Source organism: Streptomyces swartbergensis, assembly GCF_002148965.1.
Taxonomy (GTDB): domain Bacteria; phylum Actinomycetota; class Actinomycetes; order Streptomycetales; family Streptomycetaceae; genus Streptomyces; species Streptomyces swartbergensis.
This window is the reverse complement of record NZ_NGFN01000135.1, coordinates 1-21,495: the sequence shown is the minus strand read 5'-3', so window position 1 is coordinate 21,495 and position 21,495 is coordinate 1. Positions and strand designations below refer to the sequence as shown.

Annotated in this window: 16 protein-coding genes and 1 pseudogene; 8 read left to right on the top strand and 9 right to left on the bottom strand. The window is 72.6% G+C overall.

The genetic code is table 11. From position 1 onward, the window contains the following. The 5 genes and pseudogenes from CA983_RS46280 to CA983_RS21795 form a co-directional block, all read left to right on the top strand. A pseudogene (locus CA983_RS46280) lies at nucleotides 1–464 on the top strand (hypothetical protein); the annotation flags it as partial. After that, on the top strand, nucleotides 461–1,564 hold the full coding sequence (locus CA983_RS21810) for a Gfo/Idh/MocA family oxidoreductase (RefSeq protein WP_086602589.1): 1,104 nt from the start codon (nucleotides 461–463) through the stop codon (nucleotides 1,562–1,564). The pseudogene CA983_RS46280 and the gene CA983_RS21810, both read left to right, overlap by 4 nt. Then, nucleotides 1,561–2,670, top strand: coding sequence for a cytochrome P450 (locus CA983_RS21805; protein ID WP_086602588.1), 1,110 nt, complete (start codon nucleotides 1,561–1,563; stop codon nucleotides 2,668–2,670). The genes CA983_RS21810 and CA983_RS21805 overlap by 4 nt, the downstream gene beginning before the upstream one ends. Then, nucleotides 2,667–3,446 (top strand): thioesterase II family protein, encoded by a 780-nt coding sequence (locus tag CA983_RS21800; protein ID WP_086602591.1) that lies wholly within the window; start codon nucleotides 2,667–2,669, stop codon nucleotides 3,444–3,446. The genes CA983_RS21805 and CA983_RS21800 overlap by 4 nt, the downstream gene beginning before the upstream one ends. A 17-nt stretch (nucleotides 3,447–3,463) precedes the next feature. After that, nucleotides 3,464–4,501, top strand: a complete 1,038-nt coding sequence (locus CA983_RS21795; RefSeq protein ID WP_086602590.1) for a methyltransferase — start codon at nucleotides 3,464–3,466, stop codon at nucleotides 4,499–4,501. Nucleotides 4,502–4,587: 86 nt separating this feature from the next. Here the strand turns inward: CA983_RS21795 and CA983_RS21790 are convergent, their stop codons facing one another. The 8 genes from CA983_RS21790 to CA983_RS21755 all read right to left on the bottom strand — a co-directional run bounded on the left by CA983_RS21790 (nucleotide 4,588) and on the right by CA983_RS21755 (nucleotide 16,547). Continuing rightward, nucleotides 4,588–6,324, bottom strand: a complete 1,737-nt coding sequence (locus CA983_RS21790) for an ABC transporter ATP-binding protein (RefSeq protein ID WP_086602587.1) — start codon at nucleotides 6,322–6,324, stop codon at nucleotides 4,588–4,590. Beyond that, nucleotides 6,321–8,135 carry an ABC transporter ATP-binding protein gene (locus CA983_RS21785; protein ID WP_086602586.1) on the bottom strand — a complete coding sequence of 605 codons (1,815 nt, stop codon included), beginning with the start codon at nucleotides 8,133–8,135 and terminating at the stop codon, nucleotides 6,321–6,323. Before CA983_RS21785 ends, CA983_RS21790 begins: the two co-directional genes overlap by 4 nt. Beyond that, nucleotides 8,132–8,914: a class I SAM-dependent methyltransferase gene (locus CA983_RS21780; protein ID WP_086602585.1), complete on the bottom strand. Its 783-nt coding sequence runs from the start codon at nucleotides 8,912–8,914 to the stop codon at nucleotides 8,132–8,134. Before CA983_RS21780 ends, CA983_RS21785 begins: the two co-directional genes overlap by 4 nt. After that, the gene (locus CA983_RS21775) at nucleotides 8,901–10,493 is read right to left on the bottom strand and encodes an MFS transporter (RefSeq protein WP_086602584.1); all 1,593 of its coding nucleotides are present in this window, start codon (nucleotides 10,491–10,493) and stop codon (nucleotides 8,901–8,903) included. Before CA983_RS21775 ends, CA983_RS21780 begins: the two co-directional genes overlap by 14 nt. A 101-nt stretch (nucleotides 10,494–10,594) precedes the next feature. Then, on the bottom strand, nucleotides 10,595–11,260 hold the full coding sequence (locus tag CA983_RS21770; RefSeq protein ID WP_086602583.1) for a TetR/AcrR family transcriptional regulator: 666 nt from the start codon (nucleotides 11,258–11,260) through the stop codon (nucleotides 10,595–10,597). A 213-nt stretch (nucleotides 11,261–11,473) separates the two neighbouring features. Continuing rightward, entirely contained in the window at nucleotides 11,474–13,969 is a 2,496-nt protein-coding gene (locus CA983_RS21765; protein WP_086602582.1) for an ABC transporter ATP-binding protein/permease, read from the bottom strand. Then, a complete protein-coding gene (locus CA983_RS21760; RefSeq protein ID WP_086602581.1) occupies nucleotides 13,966–14,985 on the bottom strand; it encodes an ABC transporter permease in 1,020 nt (339 codons plus the stop codon). The genes CA983_RS21765 and CA983_RS21760 overlap by 4 nt, the downstream gene beginning before the upstream one ends. After that, nucleotides 14,982–16,547: an ABC transporter substrate-binding protein gene (locus CA983_RS21755; protein ID WP_086602580.1), complete on the bottom strand. Its 1,566-nt coding sequence runs from the start codon at nucleotides 16,545–16,547 to the stop codon at nucleotides 14,982–14,984. Before CA983_RS21755 ends, CA983_RS21760 begins: the two co-directional genes overlap by 4 nt. A 194-nt stretch (nucleotides 16,548–16,741) precedes the next feature. Between CA983_RS21755 and CA983_RS21750 the strand changes: the two genes are divergently transcribed. Next, nucleotides 16,742–17,407, top strand: coding sequence for a GntR family transcriptional regulator (locus CA983_RS21750; protein ID WP_086602579.1), 666 nt, complete (start codon nucleotides 16,742–16,744; stop codon nucleotides 17,405–17,407). Between the two features lie 204 nt (nucleotides 17,408–17,611). Here CA983_RS21750 and CA983_RS21745 read toward each other — a convergent pair whose 3' ends face one another. Beyond that, entirely contained in the window at nucleotides 17,612–18,889 is a 1,278-nt protein-coding gene (locus CA983_RS21745; RefSeq protein WP_086602578.1) for an NAD(P)/FAD-dependent oxidoreductase, read from the bottom strand. Nucleotides 18,890–19,111: 222 nt separating this feature from the next. Between CA983_RS21745 and CA983_RS21740 the strand changes: the two genes are divergently transcribed. Beyond that, on the top strand, nucleotides 19,112–19,792 hold the full coding sequence (locus CA983_RS21740; protein WP_086602577.1) for a haloacid dehalogenase type II: 681 nt from the start codon (nucleotides 19,112–19,114) through the stop codon (nucleotides 19,790–19,792). 550 nt (nucleotides 19,793–20,342) lie between these two features. Then, nucleotides 20,343–21,446: an ABC transporter substrate-binding protein gene (locus tag CA983_RS21735; protein WP_086602576.1), complete on the top strand. Its 1,104-nt coding sequence runs from the start codon at nucleotides 20,343–20,345 to the stop codon at nucleotides 21,444–21,446. Nucleotides 21,447–21,495: the final 49 nt, after the last annotated feature.

The window sequence follows — 21,495 nt, the reverse complement described above, 5'->3', positions numbered from 1 at the left end:
TTCCGTACCTCACCGAGGAGGCGGTGGGTGTCGCCCGCCGGTACGGGCTCGGCGAGGTGCGCTGGTACACGGTGTTCGGCGGCGAGCACACCCGCGCGGTCCTCGACCGGTACCGCGCGGGGCTCCCGCCGGGCCGGTCCGTGGACGAGGCGGCGGACGAGCTGTCGCGTGCCACACTCACCGACCTCTCAGGACGCGCGCCGCACCAGATCGTCACGTGCGAGCTGGACGGGCACGCGCTCGTCCTCACCGGCACGGACTCCTCCGCCCTCACCGGGACCGCCGCCGCCCACGCGGCGCTCGCCGTACTGAACGGCGAACTCCCGCCCGGGCAGCTCCACTTCGCCGAACTGCCCGACCCCGCCCGGCTCGCCCGGCGGATGGCCGAGGCCCCCGCCGTGACCGGGCTGCGGCCGCTGGACGGGCCGCTCGCCGAACTCCCCCTGGAAGAAGGAATTTTGTGACTGTGACGCGAGTCGTCGTCTGCGGTACCGGTTTCGGCCGGGTGTACCTCAGTGCCTTCCGAAGTGCCTTCGGGGAGCCGGAGGCGGATTTCCCGTTCCGGCTGACCGGCGTCCTCGGCCGGGGCAGCGCCCGCTCCAAGGCATGCGCCGAACGCTACGGCGTCCCCCTGCTCACCGACCCCGACGACGTGCCCGACCTCGCGGACCTGGCCTGCGTGGTGGTGCCCAACGGGGTCGGCGGCGGAGAGGGCGCGGCGCTCGCCCAGCGGCTGATGGCGCGCGGGGTGCACGTGCTGCACGAGCATCCCATCCACCAGGTGGAGCTGGCCGCGTGCCTGCGCGCCGCGCGGCGGCACGGCGTGCAGTACCGGCTCAACACGTTCTATCCGCACCTGGACCCGGTGCGCCGCTTCCTCGCCGCGGCCCGCCATCTGGCCGAGCGGCAGGAGGTGCTGTACGCGGAGGGCGCGTGCGCCGTCCACGTGTCGTACGACCTGATCGACATCCTCGGCCAGGCACTCGGCGGCCTGCGCCCCTGGCAGCTCGGCGATCCCGTGTCCGGCGGCGGGCCGTTCCGGACCCTGGAAGGGCGGCTGGCCGGAGTCCCCGTCACCCTGCGCGTGCTCAACCAGCTCGACCCTGAGGACCCCGACAACCACACCCACCTGCTGCACCGGGCCACGCTCGGTTTCACCGGCGGCACGCTGATCCTGGCCGGGACGCACGGACCGGTGCTGTGGAGCCCGGCGCTGCCCGCTCCGCGCGGGGACGACGGCGAACTGGACTTCGACGCCGAGGCCGACCGTCTGGTGCACCTGCCGAGCGTCCAGCCGGTCGGGCCCGCCGAGGCGCCCACCCACCGGGAGGTGTACGCCGAGGTGTGGCCGGAGGGCGTGCGGCGCGCGCTGCGGGCCGTGGCGAACGCGGCCGGGGCGGGCGAGGACCCGATGCGCGCGGGCCAGTACCACCTCACGCTGAGCTCCGTCTGGCAGGACCTCACGGCCCGGCTCGGCTACCCGGATCTCGTACGCCGCCCCGCACCCGAGCCGGTCACCGCGCCTGACCTGGCCGCGGCGGTGCACGAGCGGGAGGGGCTGTGACCAGCGCGGTGGCGTCCTTCAATCCGCTCGATCTCACCCACACCGACGATCCGTATCCGCGGCTCGCCGCGCTGCGCCGCGACCGGCCGGTCTCCTCTCCGCTGCCGGGCTGGCACGTCGTGGTCCGGGACGCGGATGTGCGGGCGGTGCTGGCGGACCCGCAGGCGTGGTCCAGCCGCCGCAACAACACGTCCGTGCGGGGCGACGAACGGGAGCTGGCCCTGTCGCAGTTGGATCCCCCCGCGCACACGCGGCTGCGTCGCCTGCTCTCCCCCGCCTTCGCCCGGACCGTCGTGGCGGACCTGGAACCGGTCGTGCGGGACCGCGCCGAGGCGCTGGCCGACCGTGTCGAGGACGGCTCGGACCTCGTCACCGCGTTCACCGCGCCGCTTCCGCGTGAGGTCCTGGCCGCCTTCTGCGGGGTGACCGATGCCGACGCGCCGGACTACGACCGCTGGGCCGCCGCCTTCACCGACCTGCTGGGCCACCGGGCGCACCCCGACTGGCCCGCGTTCGAAYGCTGGGCGTTGCGGGCCGCCGACGGACCTGGCCTGACCGGCGTGCTGGGGCGCCTGGACCGTACGGAGGCCGTGACCTTCCTGCACTTCCTGATCGTGGCCGGAGTGCCCAACCTCCGTCATGCGCTGGGGAATCTGGTGCTGCGGCTGCTGCGCGAGGACCACTGGCGGTCCGACGGCCTGCCGGAGGCGATCGAGGAGTCCCTGCGTCTCGATCCGCCCGCGCTGTGGCAGATGCGCACGGCGACCCGCGACACCTCCGTGGCCGGCACGTCCGTACGGGCCGGGCAACGTGTGGTCGCCGTCGTCGCCTCCGCCAACCGCGACGCGGCGCGCTGGGGCGAGGACGCCGACACGTTCCGGCCCGGCCGTCCGGGGCTGCGCGCCCATCTCGCCTTCGGCAAGGGGCCGCACGCCTGCCTCGGCGCCTCGCTCACCCGGCTGCAACTGCGCGTCGCCGCCGAGGTGCTGATCGGGCGTCACCCCCGGCTACGGCTCGCGCCGGGTTTCCGTTTCCGCCGTGCCGGCGACTTCATGAGCCGCGGTCCCGCCACGCTTCCCGTTCTGTGTGGGGTGTCTTCCGCATGACCACCTTTTCTTCGATTGCCTCCTGGCTGCGCCGCCCGCTCCCCCGCCCCGCGGCGCGGACCTCGCTCGTGTGCTTCCCGCACGCGGGCGGGGCAGCCGCCTTCTACACCCCTTGGGCCCGGCTGCTGCCGCCCCACGTGGAACTCGTGGCCGTGCAGTACCCGGGCCGGCAGGACCGGGTCGGCGAGCCCCCGGTCAGGACGATGGACGAACTCGCCGACGCCGTCGCCGAGGCACTGCGGGCCGACCCTGCCGGTCGTGAGCTGGTGCTGTTCGGGCACAGCATGGGCGCCTCGGTCGCCTGGGAGACGGCACTCCGGCTGGAGGGCTCGGGCCACGGTCCCCGGCATGTCGTCGTCTCCGGCCGCCCGGGGCCGGCCCGTCAGCGCCCGGGTACCGTGCATCTACGCGACGACGACGGACTCGCCGCCGAACTGCGCCGCCTCGGCGGCACTCACGCCGACCTGCTCGACGACCCCGAGGTGCGGTCCCTGCTGCTGCCCGCCGTACGGGCCGACTACCGCCTCATCGAGACCTACCGCCCGGACACCGCGGCCCGGCTGCGCTGCCCCCTCACCGCCGTCACCGGGGACCGCGACGAGGAGGCGACGGAGGCGGAGGTGGCCGTGTGGCGCAGCGCGACCGACGCCGCGTTCACCCCTCAGGTGCTGCCCGGCGGGCACTTTTACCTGGTCGCGCAGGCGGAGCGGGTCGTCGCTAGCGTCCTCGCGGCGTGCGGCGCGCCGGCGCCCGCCGCCCATCCCGTACTTCCCTGACCGTCGAGTGGAGTGACATGACCACCCTTCCCCAAGCCGCCCCCGCCCGTGTCGACCTTGCCGCGCTCGCCGACCTGGTGACCCCGTGGGCCATCAGGGTCGCGGCGACGCTGCGGCTGGCCGACCACATCGCCGCGGGCCACACCGCACTGCCCGACCTCGCCCGGGCCGCGGGCGCCGACCCGGACGCCCTGCGCCGCATGCTGCGCGTCCTCACCGGTCGCGGTGTCTTCGCCGAGCCGGAGGAGGACGTCTACGCCCTGACCCCCGCGGCCGAACTCCTCAGGGACAGCGGGGCGTTCGGCCTGCGGGCCTGGTACGACCTGGACGGCATGGGCGGGCGCATGGACCTGGCGTTCGGGCGCCTGCTGGACACCGTGCGCAGCGGGGAGCCCGCGTATCCTCTGGTGCACGGCCGGTCACTGTGGCAGGACACCCTGGAGAATCCCGAACTCGCCCGTTCCTACGCCGACTTGATGGCGGCACACACCAGGTTCGCGGCACCGGAGGTCGTCGCGGCCCACGCCTGGCCCGAGCGCGGGCACGTGGTCGACGTCGGCGGCGGCTCCGGGTCCCTGCTCACCCGGCTGCTGACGGCGCGCCCCGGGCTGCGCGGCACGCTGCTCGACCTGCCGGAGGCAGCCGAGGAGGCGGGCCGGGCGCTGGCCGCCGCCGGGCTCGGCGAGCGCGCCTGCGTGCATCCCGGCAGCTTCTTCGACCCGCTGCCGGCCGGGGCCGACCTGTACCTGCTCACCTGGGTGCTGCACGACTGGAACGACGACGACGCGCTGCGCATCCTGCGCCGCTGCGCCGAGGCGGCGGCCGACGGAGGCACGGGCAGCGGTGAGATCCTCGTCGTCGAGAACCTGGTCACCGACGGCCGCCGCGCCGACGTGGCCGCCGCGATGGACCTCAGACTCCTGGTCCTCTTCGGCGGCCGGGAACGCACCCCCCGGCAGCTGGACGACCTGATATCCCGCGCCGGGCTGCGGGTCACCGGCCGTCGCGTCACCGGGACCGGCATCCACCTGGTGAGCTGCGCGCACGCCGGGTGACGGACGGGGACACGGAGATACGGAGATACGGTGCCGGGCGGCACGGTGGGGAACCGTGCCGCCCGTTGCCGCGTGTGCCCGTGTTTCTAGGAACGCGCCGCCAGACGCCACCCGCTCGCCTGCTCCAGCTCGCCCCAGAACGCCGCGTACCGGCCGCCGAGCGCGAGCAGTTCCTCGTGCCTGCCCTGCTCCACGATCCGCCCGCCCTCCAGGAATGCGATCAGGTCGGCGCCGCGGATGGTGTCGAGACGGTGGGCGACGACGAGGACCGTGCGGTCCGCGGTGAGTGCGCCGAGGGCCTGCTGGATCGCGGCCTCGTTCTCGGCGTCGAGCGCCGAGGTCGCCTCGTCGAGCAGGACGACCGGGGCCCGCTTGAGCAGGGCCCGGGCGAGGGAGACCCGCTGCCGCTCGCCGCCGGACAGGGCGGCGCCGCCCTCGCCGACGCGGGCGGCCCAGCCGTCCGGCAGCCTCTCGGTGATCTCGTCGACGCGGGCGATCCGCCCGGCCGCGCGCACCTCCTCGTCGGTGGCGTCCTCGCGTCCCGCGCGGATGTTCTCCTCGATCGTGCCCGCGAAGAGGTACACGTCCTGGAAGACCATGGCGAGCCGCGACATCAGCTGCTCCGTCGTCAGGTCGCGGACGTCCGTGCCGCCGACGCGGACCGCGCCCCCGGTGACGTCCCAGAAGCGGGCGATCAGGCGGGTCACCGTGGTCTTGCCGGAGCCGGAGGGGCCGACCAGCGCGACAGTGTGTCCGGCCGGGACGCGCAGGTCGAGCCCGTCGAGGACGGTGCGTCCGTCGCCGTAGCCGAAGGAGACGCCGTCGAGTTCGATGCCGGAGGTGTCCGGGAGCGGTGCCATGGGCGGCGGCTGCGGCAGCGGATCGGCGGCGAGCACCTCGTCCAGGCGCTCCAGGGTGCCTCGGGCCATCCGCAGGGATCCGCCCAACTCGGCTGCTGCGCCCATGGGTTCGACGAAGCGCACGGCGAGTACCAGTACCGCGATCAGCTCGCCCGCGCCGACCGACCCGCCGAGCGCGAGGACCGTGCCGAGCAGCAGGACGCAGGTGAAGCAGAGCTGTACGGCGAGCGCGAAGCCGGCGACGCCGGGCACGACGACGCGGACGGCGGCGCGTGCCTTCGCGTGCTGTTCGCGCAGGGCGGCGTCCAGGAGCTCGTGATCCTCGGCGGTCCGTCCGAAAGCGCGCAGCGCGGGCTGGTGGCGGGCGAACTCCACGAGCCGGTCGGCGGTCTCGGCAGCCGCGGCATGCGACTGCCGGTCGACGCGGGCCATCAGCCGTCCGGACCAGCGGTACGCGGCGGCCGCGACGGGCGCCGCCGCCAGCATGGCCAGGGCCAGCCGCCAGTCGAAGGCGAAGGTGGCCAGCACGACGACGGCGGGGGTGACGAAGGCGGCGCACAGGGGGCGCAGCAGGTTGGCCGCCGCGTTCATCACCTGGACCACGCCCTGGCCCGCCAACTGCCCCAGTGCGCCGGGGCGTTCGCCGTCGAACCAGCCAAGGGGCAGCGTGACCACATGGTCGGCGATGCGGTGGTGCAGCGTACGCCCGAGGTCGGCGCTGAAGCGGTTGCCGCGCACGGTCGCGCCGAAGGCGACGGCTCCGTAGGCGACCGTCGCGACGGCGAGGGCGGCGACCCACGGCCAGGCCGCCCCCGGGTCGTCGCCGAGGAGCCGGGTCAGCAACGGCACCAGGAGCGTGTACGCCACTCCCTGGAGGGCCGCGGCGACGGCCGCCCAGAGGAGCACTCGGCGCAGGCCTTCCGTCTGTTCCCGTCCCAGTACGCGTGTCAGCAGCGCGTTCATCGCGCGGCTCCCTTCTGCTGGAGGGCCCACATGCGTGCGTAGTGGCCGGCCAGGGCCAGCAGTTCGGCGTGGGTTCCCTGTTCGGCGATGCGTCCGCCGTCGAGGACGACGATGTGGTCGGCGTCCCGTACGGTCGCGAGCCGGTGGGCGATGACCAGCAGCGTGCGGCCCGCCGCGAGGGCGGACAGGGCCTGCTGGACGGCTGCCTCCGACTCGGGGTCGGCGAAGGAGGTCGCCTCGTCGAGGACGAGGACGGGCGCGTCGGCGAGCAGCGCCCGGGCCACGGAGAGACGCTGGGACTCGCCGCCGGAGAGCATCGCGTCCTCGCCGACCACCGAGTCGTAGCCGCGTGGCAGAGAGGTGATCCGCTCGTGGATGTGCGCGGCCCGCGCGGCCCGCTCCACGGCCGGGTCGTCGGCGTCCGGGCGGCCGAGCCGGATGTTGTCGCGGACGCTGGTGCGCAGCAGGTGGGGTTCCTGGAAGACGAAGGAGACCTGGCGGTACAGGTCGGCCGAGGCGATGTCCCGGACGTCCGTGCCGCCGATCCGTACCGTGCCGGCGGTCGGGTCCCAGAAGCGGGGCACGAGCCGGGCGAGGGTGGACTTGCCCGAGCCGGAGGCACCGACCAGGGCGGTGACGGTGCCGGGGCGCAGGGTCAGGTCGATGCCGCTCAGGACGTCCGTGGCACCGTCGTAGCTGAAGCCGACGCCGGTCAGTTCGACCCGGCCGTCCGGTCCCGGCGGTGTCGGCTCGGATGGATCGGGCAGGACGGGGACGGCCAGCAGCGCGTGGATCTCACGGGCGCTCTGCAGACCGCCCTGGACGGCGTGCCCGGACTGGGCGAGCCCCATGACGGACCCGGTGAGGGCCGGTCCCAGCAGCACGAACGGCACGAGGTCGAGCGCGTCGGCCCAGCCCTGCGTGACGAAGAGGGTGCCGGCGGCCGTGGCGACGAGAAGGGCGGCCGGTCCGGAGAGCGCGAGCGCGGCCGACGTACTGGCCCGCGTCGTACTCATGATCCAGTCGCGGAAGAAGACGGAGAAGCTGTCGGCGGCGGCGTCGTAGGCGCGGTGAGCGTGGGAGGTGCGGCCGTAGGCCTTGATCACCTTGATGCCGTGGACGAGTTCGACGACTGCCGCGTTGACGCCGCCCATCGCGCCGAAGAACCGTGCCGTCACCTCCTCGCCCCCGGACATGGCCTGTTTGAAGAACCAGACGCCGAGCAGGAGCGGGAGCAGCGCGACGAGGGTGAGCCGCCAGTCCACGGTCAGCAGGTAGGCCAGCGCGGTCAGCGGCGCCACGATCGCGGCGGTCACCTCCAGCGCGGTGTGCGCGACCAGGTGGTGCAGCGTGGAGATGTTGTCGCCCGCCGCCTTCTTCACCTCGCCCGAGCTGTTCTCGGTGAACCAGCCCAGCGGCAGCCGCCCCAGGTGCCGGGCTATGCGTCGGCGCAGCCCGAGCTGGAGGTCGGCGTCGGCGTGGTGGGTGAGGACGCCGGCGGTCGCGTACAGCACGAGCCGGGCCACCAGGGCGGCCACGGCGGTCCAGGCCGCGGCCCAGGCGCGGCTCTCGTCCGGGCCGCCGGACGCCAGCAGGGCGCGGGCCAGTTCGGCGACGGCGATGAACGGGATCATCGAGCAGACCGCGGCGGCCGCCTGGGCCACGATCGCGGCTGTGAGCCGCCCTCGTGCGGGGGCGAGGAGATCGCCGAGCCCCGGCGCCTTCGCGGCAGGGGCCTCGGGCGGGACAAGGGCGTCGGAGGGGCTGTCAGGGGTGCCCTCTCGCGGGTCCGCGAGGGCCGCGCCGGTCATGAGTGATCCTCTCGGGTCAGGGGGGTGGTGCGCAGGACGGCGAAGTCGGGGGCGAGCCGGGTGCACACGAGTCCGGCGACCGCGGCTTCCTCGGCCACCGTCGCGATGCCGACTCCGGACCAGGGCAGCGGCACGGTGTGTTCGCGGACAACCGTCTCCCCGTCGCGTACGCGGTAGGTGAGGGTCCAGCCGTCGTCGGCGCCCTCGCTCCACGACTCGTACTCCAGGTCGCCGACACGGCGGGTCGCCAGCCGCAGCGGGGCCCGGGTCGGGGGCGCGGTGCGGTCGAGGACGTCGACGACGGCCGGGGCTCCGGGCGCCAGGCGCTCACTCAGCAACCGCCACAACAAGGCGCGTTCGACGGGAGCGAGATGGCCGACGACACCGAGAGCGACGGCCGCGCACAGCCTTCTCGGCAGCCGTACGTCGCGGAGGGTGCCGGCGGTGACGGTGACGCGGCCGGCGAGTGCGGGACGGCAGGCGAGCCGGGTGGACAGCGCGATGCGCATCCCGGCGGAGGGCTCCACCGCCAGCAGCTGCGCATCGGGGACGGCGTCGGCGGCGGCCTCGGTCGACAGACCGGTGCCCGCGCCGATGTCGAGCAAGGGTCCGTGCCCCGGGTCGACGCCGTCCAGGGCCCCGCGCAGCAGCGGGCCGAGCCGCGCCCAGGTGGGGGCGGCGAGCAGGTCGTAGAACTCGGCGGCGGCGCCGTAGAGGTCGCTCGCCGAGTCAGCATCGTTGGCGGTGTGAGGATCGCTGGTCGTCTCAGGCAGGGACATCGGCCGGCTCCTTCGCGGTCAGCTGGTCCTTGTCGCGGATGAGCGTCCACGAGGCGAGGGCGGCGAGCAGGCTGATCACGGCCGCCGCCACGCAGATCGTCGCGAGGCCGCCGGTGAGTGCCGAACGGGCCGCGTCCAGGACCGGTTCGCGGGCGGTGGCGGGCAGGGCGCGTTCGAGTGGACCGAACTGCCCGGCGGCCACGGCGTCGCGGACCTGCTGCCGCATCCCTTCCGGGACGTGCAGCGCGGCGAGCCGCGCGTCGTCCAGGTCGGTGTCGATGCGGGTGCTGAACACCGCGCCGAAGGCGGCCACTCCGGCGGCCGTGCCGAGCGGGAAGAAGGTGTTGGTCATCCCGGACGCCATCCCGGCCCGCTCGGGAGGCACGACCCCGACGGCGATGCCCATCAGCGGCGGGAAGGCGATCGCCCCGCCGATGCCGAGGAGCACCAGGCCGGGCAGCATCACCAGCCAGGAGTCGTCGGGGCCGACCCGGGCCATGGACAGCAGCCCGACCGCGGTGACGCCCGTGCCGAGCGCCATGACACCGCGCGTCGGCATCAGCTTGAGGAACAACCCGCTGAAGGGGGCGACCAGCATGATGAAGGCGGTCATCGCCAGCAGCCGCAGCCCGGTGCCGAGCGGGCTGTACCCGAGCATGCCCGACAGCCACAGGATCAGGTACGGCAGGACGCCGAAGGTGACGACCCGGCAGACGAAGCTGAGCACGATCGCGCCGGTGAACGACGGCACCCGCAGCAGCCGTACGTCGAACAGGGCCGCTTCCCGGGACCGTATCTCCCAGCCCACGAACCCGGCGACGAGCACCGCACCGCCCACCAGCGGCAGCAGGGCGGACGCCGATGTCCAGCCGTCCTCGGGACCGGTCACCAGGCCGTAGTTGAGGCCGAGCAGCGCCCCGGCGGCGAGCAGCAGCCCGAGGACGTCGAACCGGCCCTCAGGGCGCGGCAGTTCGCCGGTGCGGTCCTGTGGGACGCGCAGCACGGTGCCGACGAGGATGAGGACACCGACCGGCAGGTTGAGGTAGAAGATCCACCGCCAGTCGAGACCTTCCACGACGGCGCCGCCGACCAACGGGCCGAGAGCCGCCGCGACACCGCCCGCCGCGGAGAACATCCCGATGGCCGACTGGCGGCGCCGGCCCGCGTACGCCCCTGCTATGAGGGCCAGCGCGGTGGACATCACCATCGCCCCGCCCAGGCCCTGCACGGCGCGGCAGGCGATCAGCGTGCCGACGCCCGGTGCGGCGCCGCAGCCCGCCGACGCGGCGGTGAAGAGCGCGACACCGGTCAGGAACATCCGGCGCCGCCCGCTGCGGTCGGACAGCGACCCGGCCGGCAGCAGGAGCGCGGCGAAGGCCAGCGTGTAGGCGTTCACCACCCACTGCAGGCCCGTCAGTCCGGCGTCGAGATCAGCGGCGATTTCGGGCAGGGCGACGTTGACGACGGTGATGTCGAGCGTCATCAGTACGGCGGCCAGTGACGTGGTGGCGAGCAGCCAGCCGCTGCCGGGCGCCGGGCCGGTCTCGGCCGACGGCTCCTGAGGTACGTCCTGGGTCATGGGCAAACCCCTTGAGACATGGAAAGCAGACGTGGGTATACGGCGTATACACGCGGGCGGACGGCAGCGGCGTACCGCATGCGGTCCGTTCAGACTCCGGCTCAGTCCGGGAGCAGACCCCGCAGGAGAGCCTGGAGGCCGGGCACGAACGCGTCCTGGGCCACCGCCTGGCGCGGCGGCCGGGACAGCATCCGGGACAGCCGGGGATGGTCGTTCATGCGGACTCGGGTCATCAGCTCATGCCGGGCGGGGCGGCCCTCGGGCCGCAGCGCGGGCAGGTACGACAGGTGGCCGAAGGTGTACCACCACAGCGCCCAGTAGGCGTCGGCCGCCTGCTCGTCGGTGAGCCCGGCCTCCTCCAGCAGGGCGAGCACATGCTCGACGAACCGCGAGGCACGCGGCCCGAACAGCTCGCCGGCCTTGAGGACTTCGGTCACCCACGGCTCGGCCGTCAGATGGTCGTGCAGCGCGCGGAAGGCGAGGACCAGCCGGTCCGAGGGCGACCCGTCGCCGTCCGGGAGCACCAGTTGCTCGGCCACGTCGTCCAGCATCGCGACCAGCAGCTCGCGTTTGTCGCCCACGTGCCGGTACAACGCCATGGCCGTCACGCCGAGTTCCGCGGCGACCCGGCGCAGGGTGACCGCCGACAGCCCCTGGTCGCGGGCCACCCGCCTCCCGGCGGCCACGACGGTCGCCCGGTTCAGCGGGGCACGGCGCTTCCCGGCCCCCGAAGGCGTTCCGTCGCTGTCGGTCGTCGTGCTCGGCATACCGCCACCCTAGGGGGTGTTCTGAAGGTCCCGTGCGGTGCCCGCGGTGTTCGGTGCGTGGCCTCGGCGTGCCGGCCGAAGGCCCTCGATGGGGGTCCCCCCGCTCGAGCGAAGCTGAGAGTGGGGGAGGAGCTACTTGGGTCTTTGGCCGGTGCGGCGAGGGTGCGTGCCGGGCGCCGTGGGTGCTGTGCGGGACCTTCAGAACACCCCCTGTCACCGTGCCACGTCCTCTCCGGCCACCCGCGCCCGGTACGGCATCGCCGCCACCAGCGCCCGGGTCACCTCGTGTTCGGGCCGTCTCAGCACCCGGGACGCCGGGCCCGTCTCGCGGATCCGGCCGTCGTGCAGGACCGCCACCCGTCCGCCGAGCCGGGCGGCGACCGACAGGTCGTGCGTCACCATGACGACGGCGAGCCCCAGCCCCGTCCGCAGGCGGGCGATCAGCTCGGTGACCGCGGCCGCCACGGACGGATCCAGGGCGTTGGTCACCTCGTCGCACAGCAGCACCTCGGGGTCCGCCGCCAGCGCCCGCGCCAGGGCCACCCGCTGCCGCTGACCGCCCGACAGCGCCCCGGGGAGCCGCCCGCCCAGCTCCGGGTCGAGGCCCACCTGCGCCAGCAGTCGCTCCACTTCGGCCGATTGCCGCACCGCCGGTATGTCGGCGCGGAACGCGAGCGGGCGGCCCACGATCGCGGCCACGGTGTGGCGCGGGTTGAGCGAGGCGTACGGATCCTGGGGTACGAGCTGCACTCGGCGACGCTGCCGGGGATCACGGTCGCGCACGTCCCGGGCGAGGGCCTCGCCGTGCAGGCGTATCTCGCCCCTCGTGGGGGCATCGAGACCGGCGAGGCAGCGCAGCAGGGTCGTCTTGCCGCAGCCGGAGGGACCGACCACGGACAGGCAGTCTCCCGGGTCGAGGGCGAGTGACACGCCGTCGAGTACCGGTTCCTCGCGTACGAGGGAGAGTTCCGACGCGCGCAGGAGCGCACCTTCGCCCGTCGGCTCCTCATGGTCTGCCGCCGGGGCGGGAACGCCGGGCCGGGCCGYCGCGACCAACGCCCGTCCAGGCTCGCTGACCGGGTCGGTCAATACGCCCTTTGGCGGCCCGAGTTCGACGATTCGCCCACCGCTCATGACGGCCACCCGGTCGGCCACACCGGCGACCGAGCCCAGGTCGTGCGAGACGAGCAGGACGGCCGCGCCCGTGTCGCGCCGCAGCCGGGTCAGATCGRCGAGGAACGCGGCAGCGGTGACGGTGTCGAGGGCACTGGTCGGTTCGTCGAGCACCAGCAGCCGGGGTTCGACGGACAGTGCCACCGCCAGCGCGACCCTCTGACGCTGGCCGCCCGACAACTGGTGCGGCCTGCGGTGGACGACCTCGTGCGGCCGGTCGAGTCCCGCGAGACGCAGCGCCCGCTCGGCCCGTTCCGCCCACTGCTCCTTCGGTATCCGTCGGGCCCGCAGCACCTCGGTGATCTGGGCGCCGACGCGCAGGTGGGGCGCCAGTGCGGTGCGCGGGTCCTGGGCCACGTATCCGCACAGCGCGGCGCGCACCCGCCGCAGCCGCCGCTCGTCCAGCCGCAGCAGGCTGCTCCCGTCGAGCCGTACCTCGCCGCCCGCCGGTCGCAGCCCCGGCCCGACCTGCCCCAGGGCGGCCAGGACGAGGGTCGTCTTGCCGCTGCCGGACTCCCCCACCACGGCGAGGAGTTCACCGGGAGCGAGGTCGAGGTCGACGTCCTCCAGGACGCGGTGCCCGCCGTCGCTGTCGACACACAGCCCGCGCAGGGAGAGCAGGGCACCCGGGACCCCGGGCGTCTGCGGGCCCGCCGGCGCCGGCTCCCGCCGTCGCCGGGCGGCCGTCCGCTCAGGCCCGGGGAAGGCCGCGTCCAGCAGCAGGTTCACGGAGAGCAGCAGGACGAGCAGCAGGACGGCCGGGACGAGGACGGCGAGCGGCTGGAGGGTGAGGCCGTCGCGGTTCTCCAGAACCATCAACCCCCAGTCGGCGGAAGGCGGTTGGGCGCCGTATCCGAGGAAGGCGGCGGTGGCGACGACCGTCACCGCCCCCAGGAACCTGACGCCCGCGTCGGCGGCCAGCACGGGCAGCAGGTTGGGCAGCACCTCGCGCCCCAGCACACTCACGGTTCGCTCGCCCCGGGCGACGGCGACCTCCACGTAGTCCTGGGCGAGGATGCGCAGCGTGGCCGCCCGGACCACGCGGACGCTCTCGGGCAGCAGCACGAGCCCCGACGCCAGCGCCACGCCCGCCGTGCCGCGCCCGGTGGCCACGACCACCACGCTCAGCAGCAGGAAGGCGGGCAGCCCGAGCAACACGTCGGCGAGGCGCAGGATCAGCGTGTCGGTCCAGCCCCTGCGCCAGGCGGCGAGCATGCCGAGCAGCGCGCCCAGGAGACAGACGGCGCCCGTGACCGCGAGGGAGGTCAGCAGCAGGGAACGGCCGCCGGACAGCACCCGGCTGAGCACGTCGGAACCCAGCCGGTCGGTTCCCAGGGGTACGTCGGCGCTGCCGGGCGCGTAGGGGATGTCCACGGCGTCCGTCACGGCGTGCGGTGCGAACAGCGGTCCGAGCAGCGCGACCGCGCCGACCAGCAGCAGGACGGCCAGGGCGAGCCGACCGCGTCGCCGCCGCCGTGGTGACCTGTCGGCCCGGGGGGTCTCGGTGGCCGGCGGCCGTTCGGAGATGAGGGTCATCGCGTGTGCCCCCGCACGGGTTCGAGAAGGTGTACGGCGACATCGGCGGCGAGGTTCGCGGCCACCGCGACGGCCGCGCCGAGCAAAGCCACCGCCTGCACCACCGGGACGTCCCGGCCGGCCGTGGCGTCCACCAGGAGAGCGGCGAGCCCGGGGTAGCCGAACAGCGACTCCGCGACCAGCGCGCCGCCCAGCAGGTAGGCGACGGAGCGGGCGAGCACCGGGACGGCGGGGCCGAGCCCGGCGGGCAGCACGTACCGCACGGCGACCCGAAGTTCGGGCACCCCGTTCAGGCGCGCCGCGACCACCGCCGGGGACCGGGCGGCCTCGGCGACCCCGGCCCGCACCAGCCGCAGATTCTGCGCCAGGCACACCGACACCAGCGTGAGCACCGGCAGGACCAGCATGGACGGCTCGTCCAGCGGGCCCTGACCGGCTCCCAGCAGGGACACGGCGGGCAGCCAGCCGAGCCCGGCCGCGAACACCGCCATCAGCACGGCCCCCGTGACGAACTCCGGGACCGCCGCCAGCCCCAGGGCGGTGCCGGAGACGATCCGGTCGCCGCGCCGCCCGGCCCGCAGCCCCGCCCACAGACCGAGCCCGACGGCCAGCGGCACCAGGACGGCCAGGGCGGCGAGTCCCAGGACGAGTGAGTTGCCGAACCGGTCGGCGATCAGCTCGCCCACCGGACGCCCGTTCGCGTAGCTGGCGCCGAAGTCGCCGCGGACGGCGTGCCCGAGCCAGTCGAGGTAGCGCAGCGGTGCGGGCCGGTCCAGGCCCAGCCGCGCGCGCAACGCCTCGACGGCACCGGCCGGCGCCTGGGGTCCGAGCCGGGCGGTGGCCGCGTCGCCGGGGGCGGCCTCGGTGGCGGCGAACACCAGGACGGTCACGACGAGGAGCACGAGCAGCGCCCCCGCCGTGCGTCTCAGCGCCCACCGCACGAGCCCTGACCGCGACGGCTTCGGTACCGGCGGCTTGGGCAGGGGCTCCGGCACCGGCTTCGGCTGCGGCTTCATGCGAGGAAGGCGTCCCGCAGGCTGGGATAGTCGGCGTAGCCGCGCGCTTTCACGCCGTGCGCCTTCGCCGCCGCGCCGGACACCGTCGGCACCCGTGCGAACAGCGCGTCGCCGCCGTGCTCGTGCAGATACTCCTGTACGTCCGCCACCCGCCCCCGCCGCTGGTCCTCCCGCGTGGCACGGTTCATGGCGGCGATCAGCGGATCGAGGGTCCGCGCCCCCTTGGTACCGGTCAGCGGGTAGGCGGCCGTGGAGCCGTAGTAGGTCCGGATCATCAGCGGCAGCGGGTTGGGGTGGTAGGCGGAGGTCTGGATCGGGGTGCTGAGGATCGTCTTGAAGTCACTGTAGTAGTCGGCGGCGGGGACCTTGTCGAGCGTCGCCTTGATCCCGGCCTTCGCGAGCATCGGCACCATCGCGGTGGCGCTCTCCTCGGTGCCGTAGTCGTAGTCCGACGTGCGGATGCGCACCGCGAGCCCGTCCTGCCCGGCATCCTTGAGGAGCTTGGCCGCCTGCTCCGGGTCGTACGCCGTCTGCGCGATGCCCGTGTCGAAGTACGGCTGGTGTGCGCCCACGAGGTCGTTGCCGACCTCGCCCTGACCGAGCGTCACGGTGCGGACGAGGGACTCGCGGTCGAGGGCGAGCTTCACGGCGCGCACCACGCGCGCGTCCGTGAACGGCTTCAGCCCGAGGTTCATGGGCAGGTTGAGGTCGACCCACAGGTCCTTGGGCGGCGTCTCGATGCGCAGTGCGCTGTTGCCGCGTTCGGTGCGCACGGCGGTGAGAGCGAGCCCGCCGGCGTAGTGGAACTGGCCCGACTTCAGTCCGCTGAGCCGGGCCGCCGCGTCGGTGACGGAGACCAGTTCCAGCTCGTCGAGGTAGGGGCCGCCGTTGTCGCGGTCCCAGTAGTCCTCCCGGGGCATCAGCACGCTGCTGCGTCCCGCCTGCCACCGCTTCAGCACGTACGGCCCGGTGCCCGGAGCCTTGGTGAGGTCCTTGGTGCCGTCGGGGAAGACGAACATGGAGTGCGCGAGAGCGAGGTCGAAGAAGCCGTCGGCCATGGTGAGCGGCAGCTCGACGGTGCGCGTGTCGCGGGCGCGGGCGTTCTTGAGGTCGAGGTGGGTGATGAACCCGCTCTGCGGGCTCCGCTTCCCGACGAGTGTGCGCAGACTGAACAGCACGTCGTGGGCGGTGAGTTGACGCCCGTCGCTGAAGGTGACGCCCTTCCTGACCCGTACGGTCCACGTGGTGGCGTCGGAGTCGGGTTCGACGCCCTCCGCCAGCCGCCACACCGGCTTGCCGCCCTCCAGTTCACCGAGGGTGTCCCAGACGACCCGGGCCCGCACGTAGTCGATGCCGACGCCCGCGGCGAGCGTGGGGTCGGTGGACTCCGTGCTCCCCCCGATGAACGCCGCCCGCAGTTTCCCGCCCCTGCGCGGAGCGACGGACGCCTCAGCCCCGGCGGGATCCTCGCTGTCGCCTCCGCAGGCCGCCAGCGCCCCGCCGGCAGCGACCGCCGCCGCCCCTCCCACGACACCGCGCAGCGCGGCACGCCGAGTTATCACTGCGTCTTCCCCTCACGTGGCCATGCACGGACGCCGGGCGGTGGGGCGCCCGGGGTATACAACGTAGACAATCTATCCGGTACGACAATCGTTTTCAATAAGGCTGGCTTCGTCGTTGCACGCAGAAAGGTCCGCCTCTCCCGCCCATGGGGACGCCTTGTATAGTCGACAAACGACCAAAGGAGGACGCCAGGATGGCCCCCAAGTTCGAGTGGCTGGAGCAGCGGACGACGACACCGGACGGTGTCTACCGCGTGCTGCGCGCGGCCATCCTCGACGGCACCGTCCCTCCTGGTGGACAGCTGCGTGAGGCGCACATCGCCGCAGACCTCGGGATCAGCCGGTCCCCGCTGCGCGAGGCGCTGACCAGGCTGGAAGAAGATGGCCTGGTCGTACGGATCCCCTTCCGCGGGGCGTTCGTCGTAGAGGTCAGCGCTCGCGAGGTCGCCGAGATCGCCTCGGTCCGCCTGCGGGTCGAGCCGTACGCCGCCGAGCTGTCAGCCGAAGCCCTGCGCGGTGCCGAGCGACCGCAGTTGATGCAGACCATCGAGGATCTCCACCGGGCCACCGAGAAGAACGACATCCCGGCGAGCATCGACGCGCACCTTCGCTTCCACAGGCTCTTCTACGAGCTCTCGGAGCACAGCGTCCTGCAGAGCCTCTGGAACGGCTGGGAGACCAAGCTGCGCCTCTACCTCAGCCTCGACCACCGCACTTACAGCGACCCGCACGATCTGGCCATCGAGCACGAGAGGCTGGCGAGGGTTGCCCTGGAAGGCGACAGCGACGCGTTCCGCCAGGAACTGGCTGCCCATTTCCAGTCGGCGCTGCAAGCCCAGCCGGCAGACGGACGTTCGTAGACGGTTCCGGCGGCACACACCTACCGCGCCGGGCCGTGACCGGCACACCCGCCTCACGGCAGGCCCGTGGCGCCGCGACCACGTCGTCGGCGGTATGGGGAAGGGCCACGGCCCGTGACAGCACACGGCAGTGGGAGGCACCGGCGCCGTAGGCGTACCCCGTAGCTCCCGGGCCGTGTCATCCCCTCAGCATCCGTGCCACACCTACTTCATGAGGTCCTTGAACTTGTAGTAGCCGCCCGCGAAGGGCAGGAACCAGGGCGGTCCGAAGTGTCCGGGTATCCGCTTGAAGGGCAGATCGCGCCAGGGGTTGGCGGCCGGGGTCCCGTTCATGTACTCAGCCATCTGCTTGCCCATGTGCGTGGCCATCTGAACGCCGTGGCCGGAGTAGCCGAGGGAGTAGAACAGCCCGTCCTGCTCGCCGGCGTGCACCATCCGGTCCATGCTCATGTCGACCCGGCCGCCCCAGCAGTAGTCGACGCGCGCGTTCGTGAGCTGCGGGAAGACCTCGGTCATCGCCTTGTGCAGGATGCGGCCGCTCTTCGCGTCCGACTGCTGGCTGGACATGGCGAAGCGGGCGCGGCCACCGAACAGCAACCGGTCATCCGGAGTGATCCGGAAGTAGTTCAGCAGGTTCATGGACGACGATGCCATCCGCCGGTTCGGCAGCAGCATGTCGCAGAGATCCCTGCCCAGCGGTTCGGTCACGATGATGAAGCTGCCCACGGGCGCGATCCTGACCTGCTGCCAGCGGAACGGCCGGCCGGTGTGGCCGCTGGTCGCGACCAGCACCTGGTCGGCCCGGACGGTCCCGCGCGCGGTGACCAGCTCGTGCCGCGTGCCCTGCAGCCTGCGGATCTTCTCGACGGGTGCCTTCTCGTGGATGGTGACGCCGATCCCCGCGGCGGCCTCGGCGAGTCCCTTGGTGAACTTGCCGACGTGCAGCCCCGCGCTCCTGGCCTCGACCATCGCGCCGTGGTAGCGGTCGGAGCCGATCTCGGTGTGGATCTCGCTCCTGGGGATCAGACGGGTCTCGAGTCCGAGCCGGCCGGACATGATCTCGTGGGTCTTGCGCAGACCGTCGAGGTGGGCCGGCTTGGAGGCCAGGTTCAGCTTGCCCGTGCGGGCGAAGTCGCAGTCGATGTTCTCTTCCTTGACGAGGGTTTCGAGGGTGTCGACCGCGTCGTGGTAGGCCATCAGGTACGCCTTCGCGGTGTCGAAGCCGTAGCGGGCGACCGCGTCACGCAAGCCGATCGACAAGCCCGTGGTGGCCATGCCGCCGTTGCGGCCCGACGCACCGAAGCCGACCGTGTCCTTCTCGAAGACGTGCACGTTCGCGCCCTTGCGCGCCAGGTGCAGTGCCGCCGAGAGGCCGGTCAGGCCGGCCCCGATGATCGCCACATCGACGTGCCCGCCGATGTCGGTCCGGGACCGGTCCGGACCCTGGGGAGCGGTGTCGAGCCAGTAGGGGGTGAACTTCATGTCGCTGCTCTCTCCTGACAGTGCTGTCAGCCGCTCTGGACGCACGTGAGTCGGGCTGGGTCGGGCCCTTTCCGAGGTCCGCCGTGACCTTCTTTTGGTCCGGCGGAGCAAGCCCTGAAAGGAGGTTCGAGGCCCGTTGACAGGTGTCGACCATACCCATATGGTCGACAATCGACAAGCGACAATCTGGTGACTGTCTCGTAGATGACAACTGGAGGAACCATGAGATTCGAGAGCAAGCCGAAGTTCGTCACGTTCGACATGAACGGGACGCTGATCCACTTCCGTATCAATGAGGTGATCCGCCGGGTCCTGGGTGACCGGCTCCCGGCCGAGATCGCCGACGACTTCCTGCGGACCGGCAACCAGTACCGGATCGACGAGTGCATGGGCGAGTACAAGCCGTTCCACCAGATCGTCGCCCACTCGCTGGAACGGACCATGCGCCGGTTCGGCCTTCAGTACCGGGAGAGCGACGGCCCGGCGGTGTACGAGGAGATCCCCACCTGGGGCCCCTACCCCGGCGTCACCGAGGCCCTGCGGCGCCTGGCCGAGGAGTACCCGCTGGTCATCGTGACGAACTCCGACGACGTGCATGCCAAGCGCCTCGTGGAAAACCTCCAGGCCCCGTTCGAGGTCGTGATCACCGCCGAGGAGATGGGCGTCTACAAGCCACGGCTCCGCGCCTTCGAATACACGCTGGACAAGCTCGGCGTGACACCGGACGAAATCGTGCACGTCTCGGCGAGCCCCAAGTACGACCTGCGCTCCGCGGCCAACATAGGCATCAAGAACAAGGTGTACATGGACCGCGGCTTCGAGCACGACGAGCACTGGCTCGGCTACCAGCGGATCACCGACATCGCCGACCTCCCCGTCCTTCTCGGCCTGCCCCGCCCTTGAGGGAAACCCGCCCTTGAGGGAAAGGCGGCCACAGCATCACCCACCACGTCGCAGGCGACCTGTCCTGGGCCTTGGACGTGGAACGGAGGGACGCAAAGGTGTGGACGCGTCCGGCGTGACGCCCTCGCCACCACCCCAGCCTTCCCTACGCCGAGACGCCGGCCGGCCACCGTGCTCGCGCGGGCGGCGGCGATACCCGCCGGAGCGTCGAGCCGGCGATCTCCGCAGCATGCACACCTTGACTCGGTCTCAGCCCACTGTCATCCTCTTGCCACTTTTAGCGTGAAGCTTCATGACATCGCGCTAGACGAGATTGATAGCGGCCCGAGGTCCTCGTCCGGACAGTGATCGTCGTCCTTCAGGTTCGAGATCACCACCACCGCCCCCGGACGCAGTCTCCCGAATATGTACGGGCTCGCCGTCACCCCCGGTGTGGAGCCCGCCGCCCTCGCGCAGCCGCAGGGCGGACCGGCAGCGACCCCACGACCGCTGGCATCCCCTCAGCCCCAGCACAGTCGGTCCCACGCGCCCCTAGATGAGGAGTATTGCCATGAGTGATCCCCAGATCGGCCGGAGAGTGCTCCTGCGCGGAGCAGGCGGTCTGGCCGCCCTCACCGCCCTGCCCTCCCTCGCCGCCTGCGGCACCGGCACCAGCCGGGCCTCGTCCGGCGGCGGCAAGCGCGGCGGCAAGACGGTGRTCGTCCGCGACAGCGGCGGTTCCTACGGCGCGGCCCTGCAGAAGGCGATCTACACGCCGTTCACSCAGGAGACCGGCATAGCCGTCAAGGTGCTCAACCTGGACGATGCCCCGCTGCTGGCCCAGATCAAGCAGGGCCGCCCGCAGTGCGACCTCATCAACAACTCGATGATGGCGCACYACAAGTACGYCAAGCAGGACGCCCTGGAGACGCTGGACCTGGACCGGATCAAGAGCGTGAAGAGCGCGAAGATCCCTGAGAACCAGGTCACCGGCCATGCCATCGGTCACAGCTTCTACGGTCAGTGCATCGCGTATCGCACGGATGCCTTCGGCGGCAGGAAGCCCGAGTCGTGGGCGGACTTCTGGGACACCAAGGCCTTCACGGGTGGCCGTGCGATGGTCAGCCCGGACGGTGACCTGCCGGAGCTGGAGTTCGCGCTGCTGGCCGACGGCGTTCCGATGGACAAGCTGTACCCGCTCGATGTCGAGCGTGCCTTCAAGGTGCTGACCCGGCTGCGGGGCGACATCAAGAAGTTCTGGGACAGTGGCCCGCTCCCCGGTGTGCTCCTGAGCCGCCAGGAGGTGACGATGTCCACCGTCTGGGACGGCCGGATCGCCGATCTGCAGAAGCAGGGCGTCCCTGTCGCGCGGCAGCTCAACGGCATGCGCCGCCAGTTCTCGGGCTATGCCATCGCCAAGGGCGCGGCCAACGTGGACGGCGCCTACCAGCTGATGGACTTCGCGTTGCGTGCCGAGATCCAGGCCGCCCTGGCCAAGGCCTTTCCCTCGAACCCGTCTTCCCCGGTGGCCTACGCCAAGCTCACCAAGGCCGAGCGCAACGCGCTCGCGGGTGCGCCGCAGTACTACGACAAGGGCTTCGACGCGAACCTCGACTGGTGGATCAAGAACGAAGCCACCGTCACCAAGCGCTGGCTGGAGTGGGCTCGTGGCTGAATTCGGAGTAGTCACACCGTCCGTCGAGGTGGCCGGTGGCAAGATGCCC

Bases quoted from the DNA above. Each gene is read 5' to 3' on its own strand.
- CA983_RS21800 (WP_086602591.1), top strand. From the start codon at position 2,667: ATGACCACCTTTTCTTCGATTGCCTCCTGGCTGCGCCGCCCGCTCCCC.
- CA983_RS21795 (WP_086602590.1), top strand. From the start codon at position 3,464: ATGACCACCCTTCCCCAAGCCGCCCCCGCCCGTGTCGACCTTGCCGCG.
- CA983_RS21790 (WP_086602587.1), bottom strand. From the start codon at position 6,324: ATGAACGCGCTGCTGACACGCGTACTGGGACGGGAACAGACGGAAGGC.
- CA983_RS21785 (WP_086602586.1), bottom strand. From the start codon at position 8,135: ATGACCGGCGCGGCCCTCGCGGACCCGCGAGAGGGCACCCCTGACAGC.
- CA983_RS21780 (WP_086602585.1), bottom strand. From the start codon at position 8,914: ATGTCCCTGCCTGAGACGACCAGCGATCCTCACACCGCCAACGATGCT.
- CA983_RS21775 (WP_086602584.1), bottom strand. From the start codon at position 10,493: ATGACCCAGGACGTACCTCAGGAGCCGTCGGCCGAGACCGGCCCGGCG.
- CA983_RS21770 (WP_086602583.1), bottom strand. From the start codon at position 11,260: ATGCCGAGCACGACGACCGACAGCGACGGAACGCCTTCGGGGGCCGGG.
- CA983_RS21760 (WP_086602581.1), bottom strand. From the start codon at position 14,985: ATGAAGCCGCAGCCGAAGCCGGTGCCGGAGCCCCTGCCCAAGCCGCCG.
- CA983_RS21750 (WP_086602579.1), top strand. From the start codon at position 16,742: ATGGCCCCCAAGTTCGAGTGGCTGGAGCAGCGGACGACGACACCGGAC.
- CA983_RS21745 (WP_086602578.1), bottom strand. From the start codon at position 18,889: ATGAAGTTCACCCCCTACTGGCTCGACACCGCTCCCCAGGGTCCGGAC.
- CA983_RS21740 (WP_086602577.1), top strand. From the start codon at position 19,112: ATGAGATTCGAGAGCAAGCCGAAGTTCGTCACGTTCGACATGAACGGG.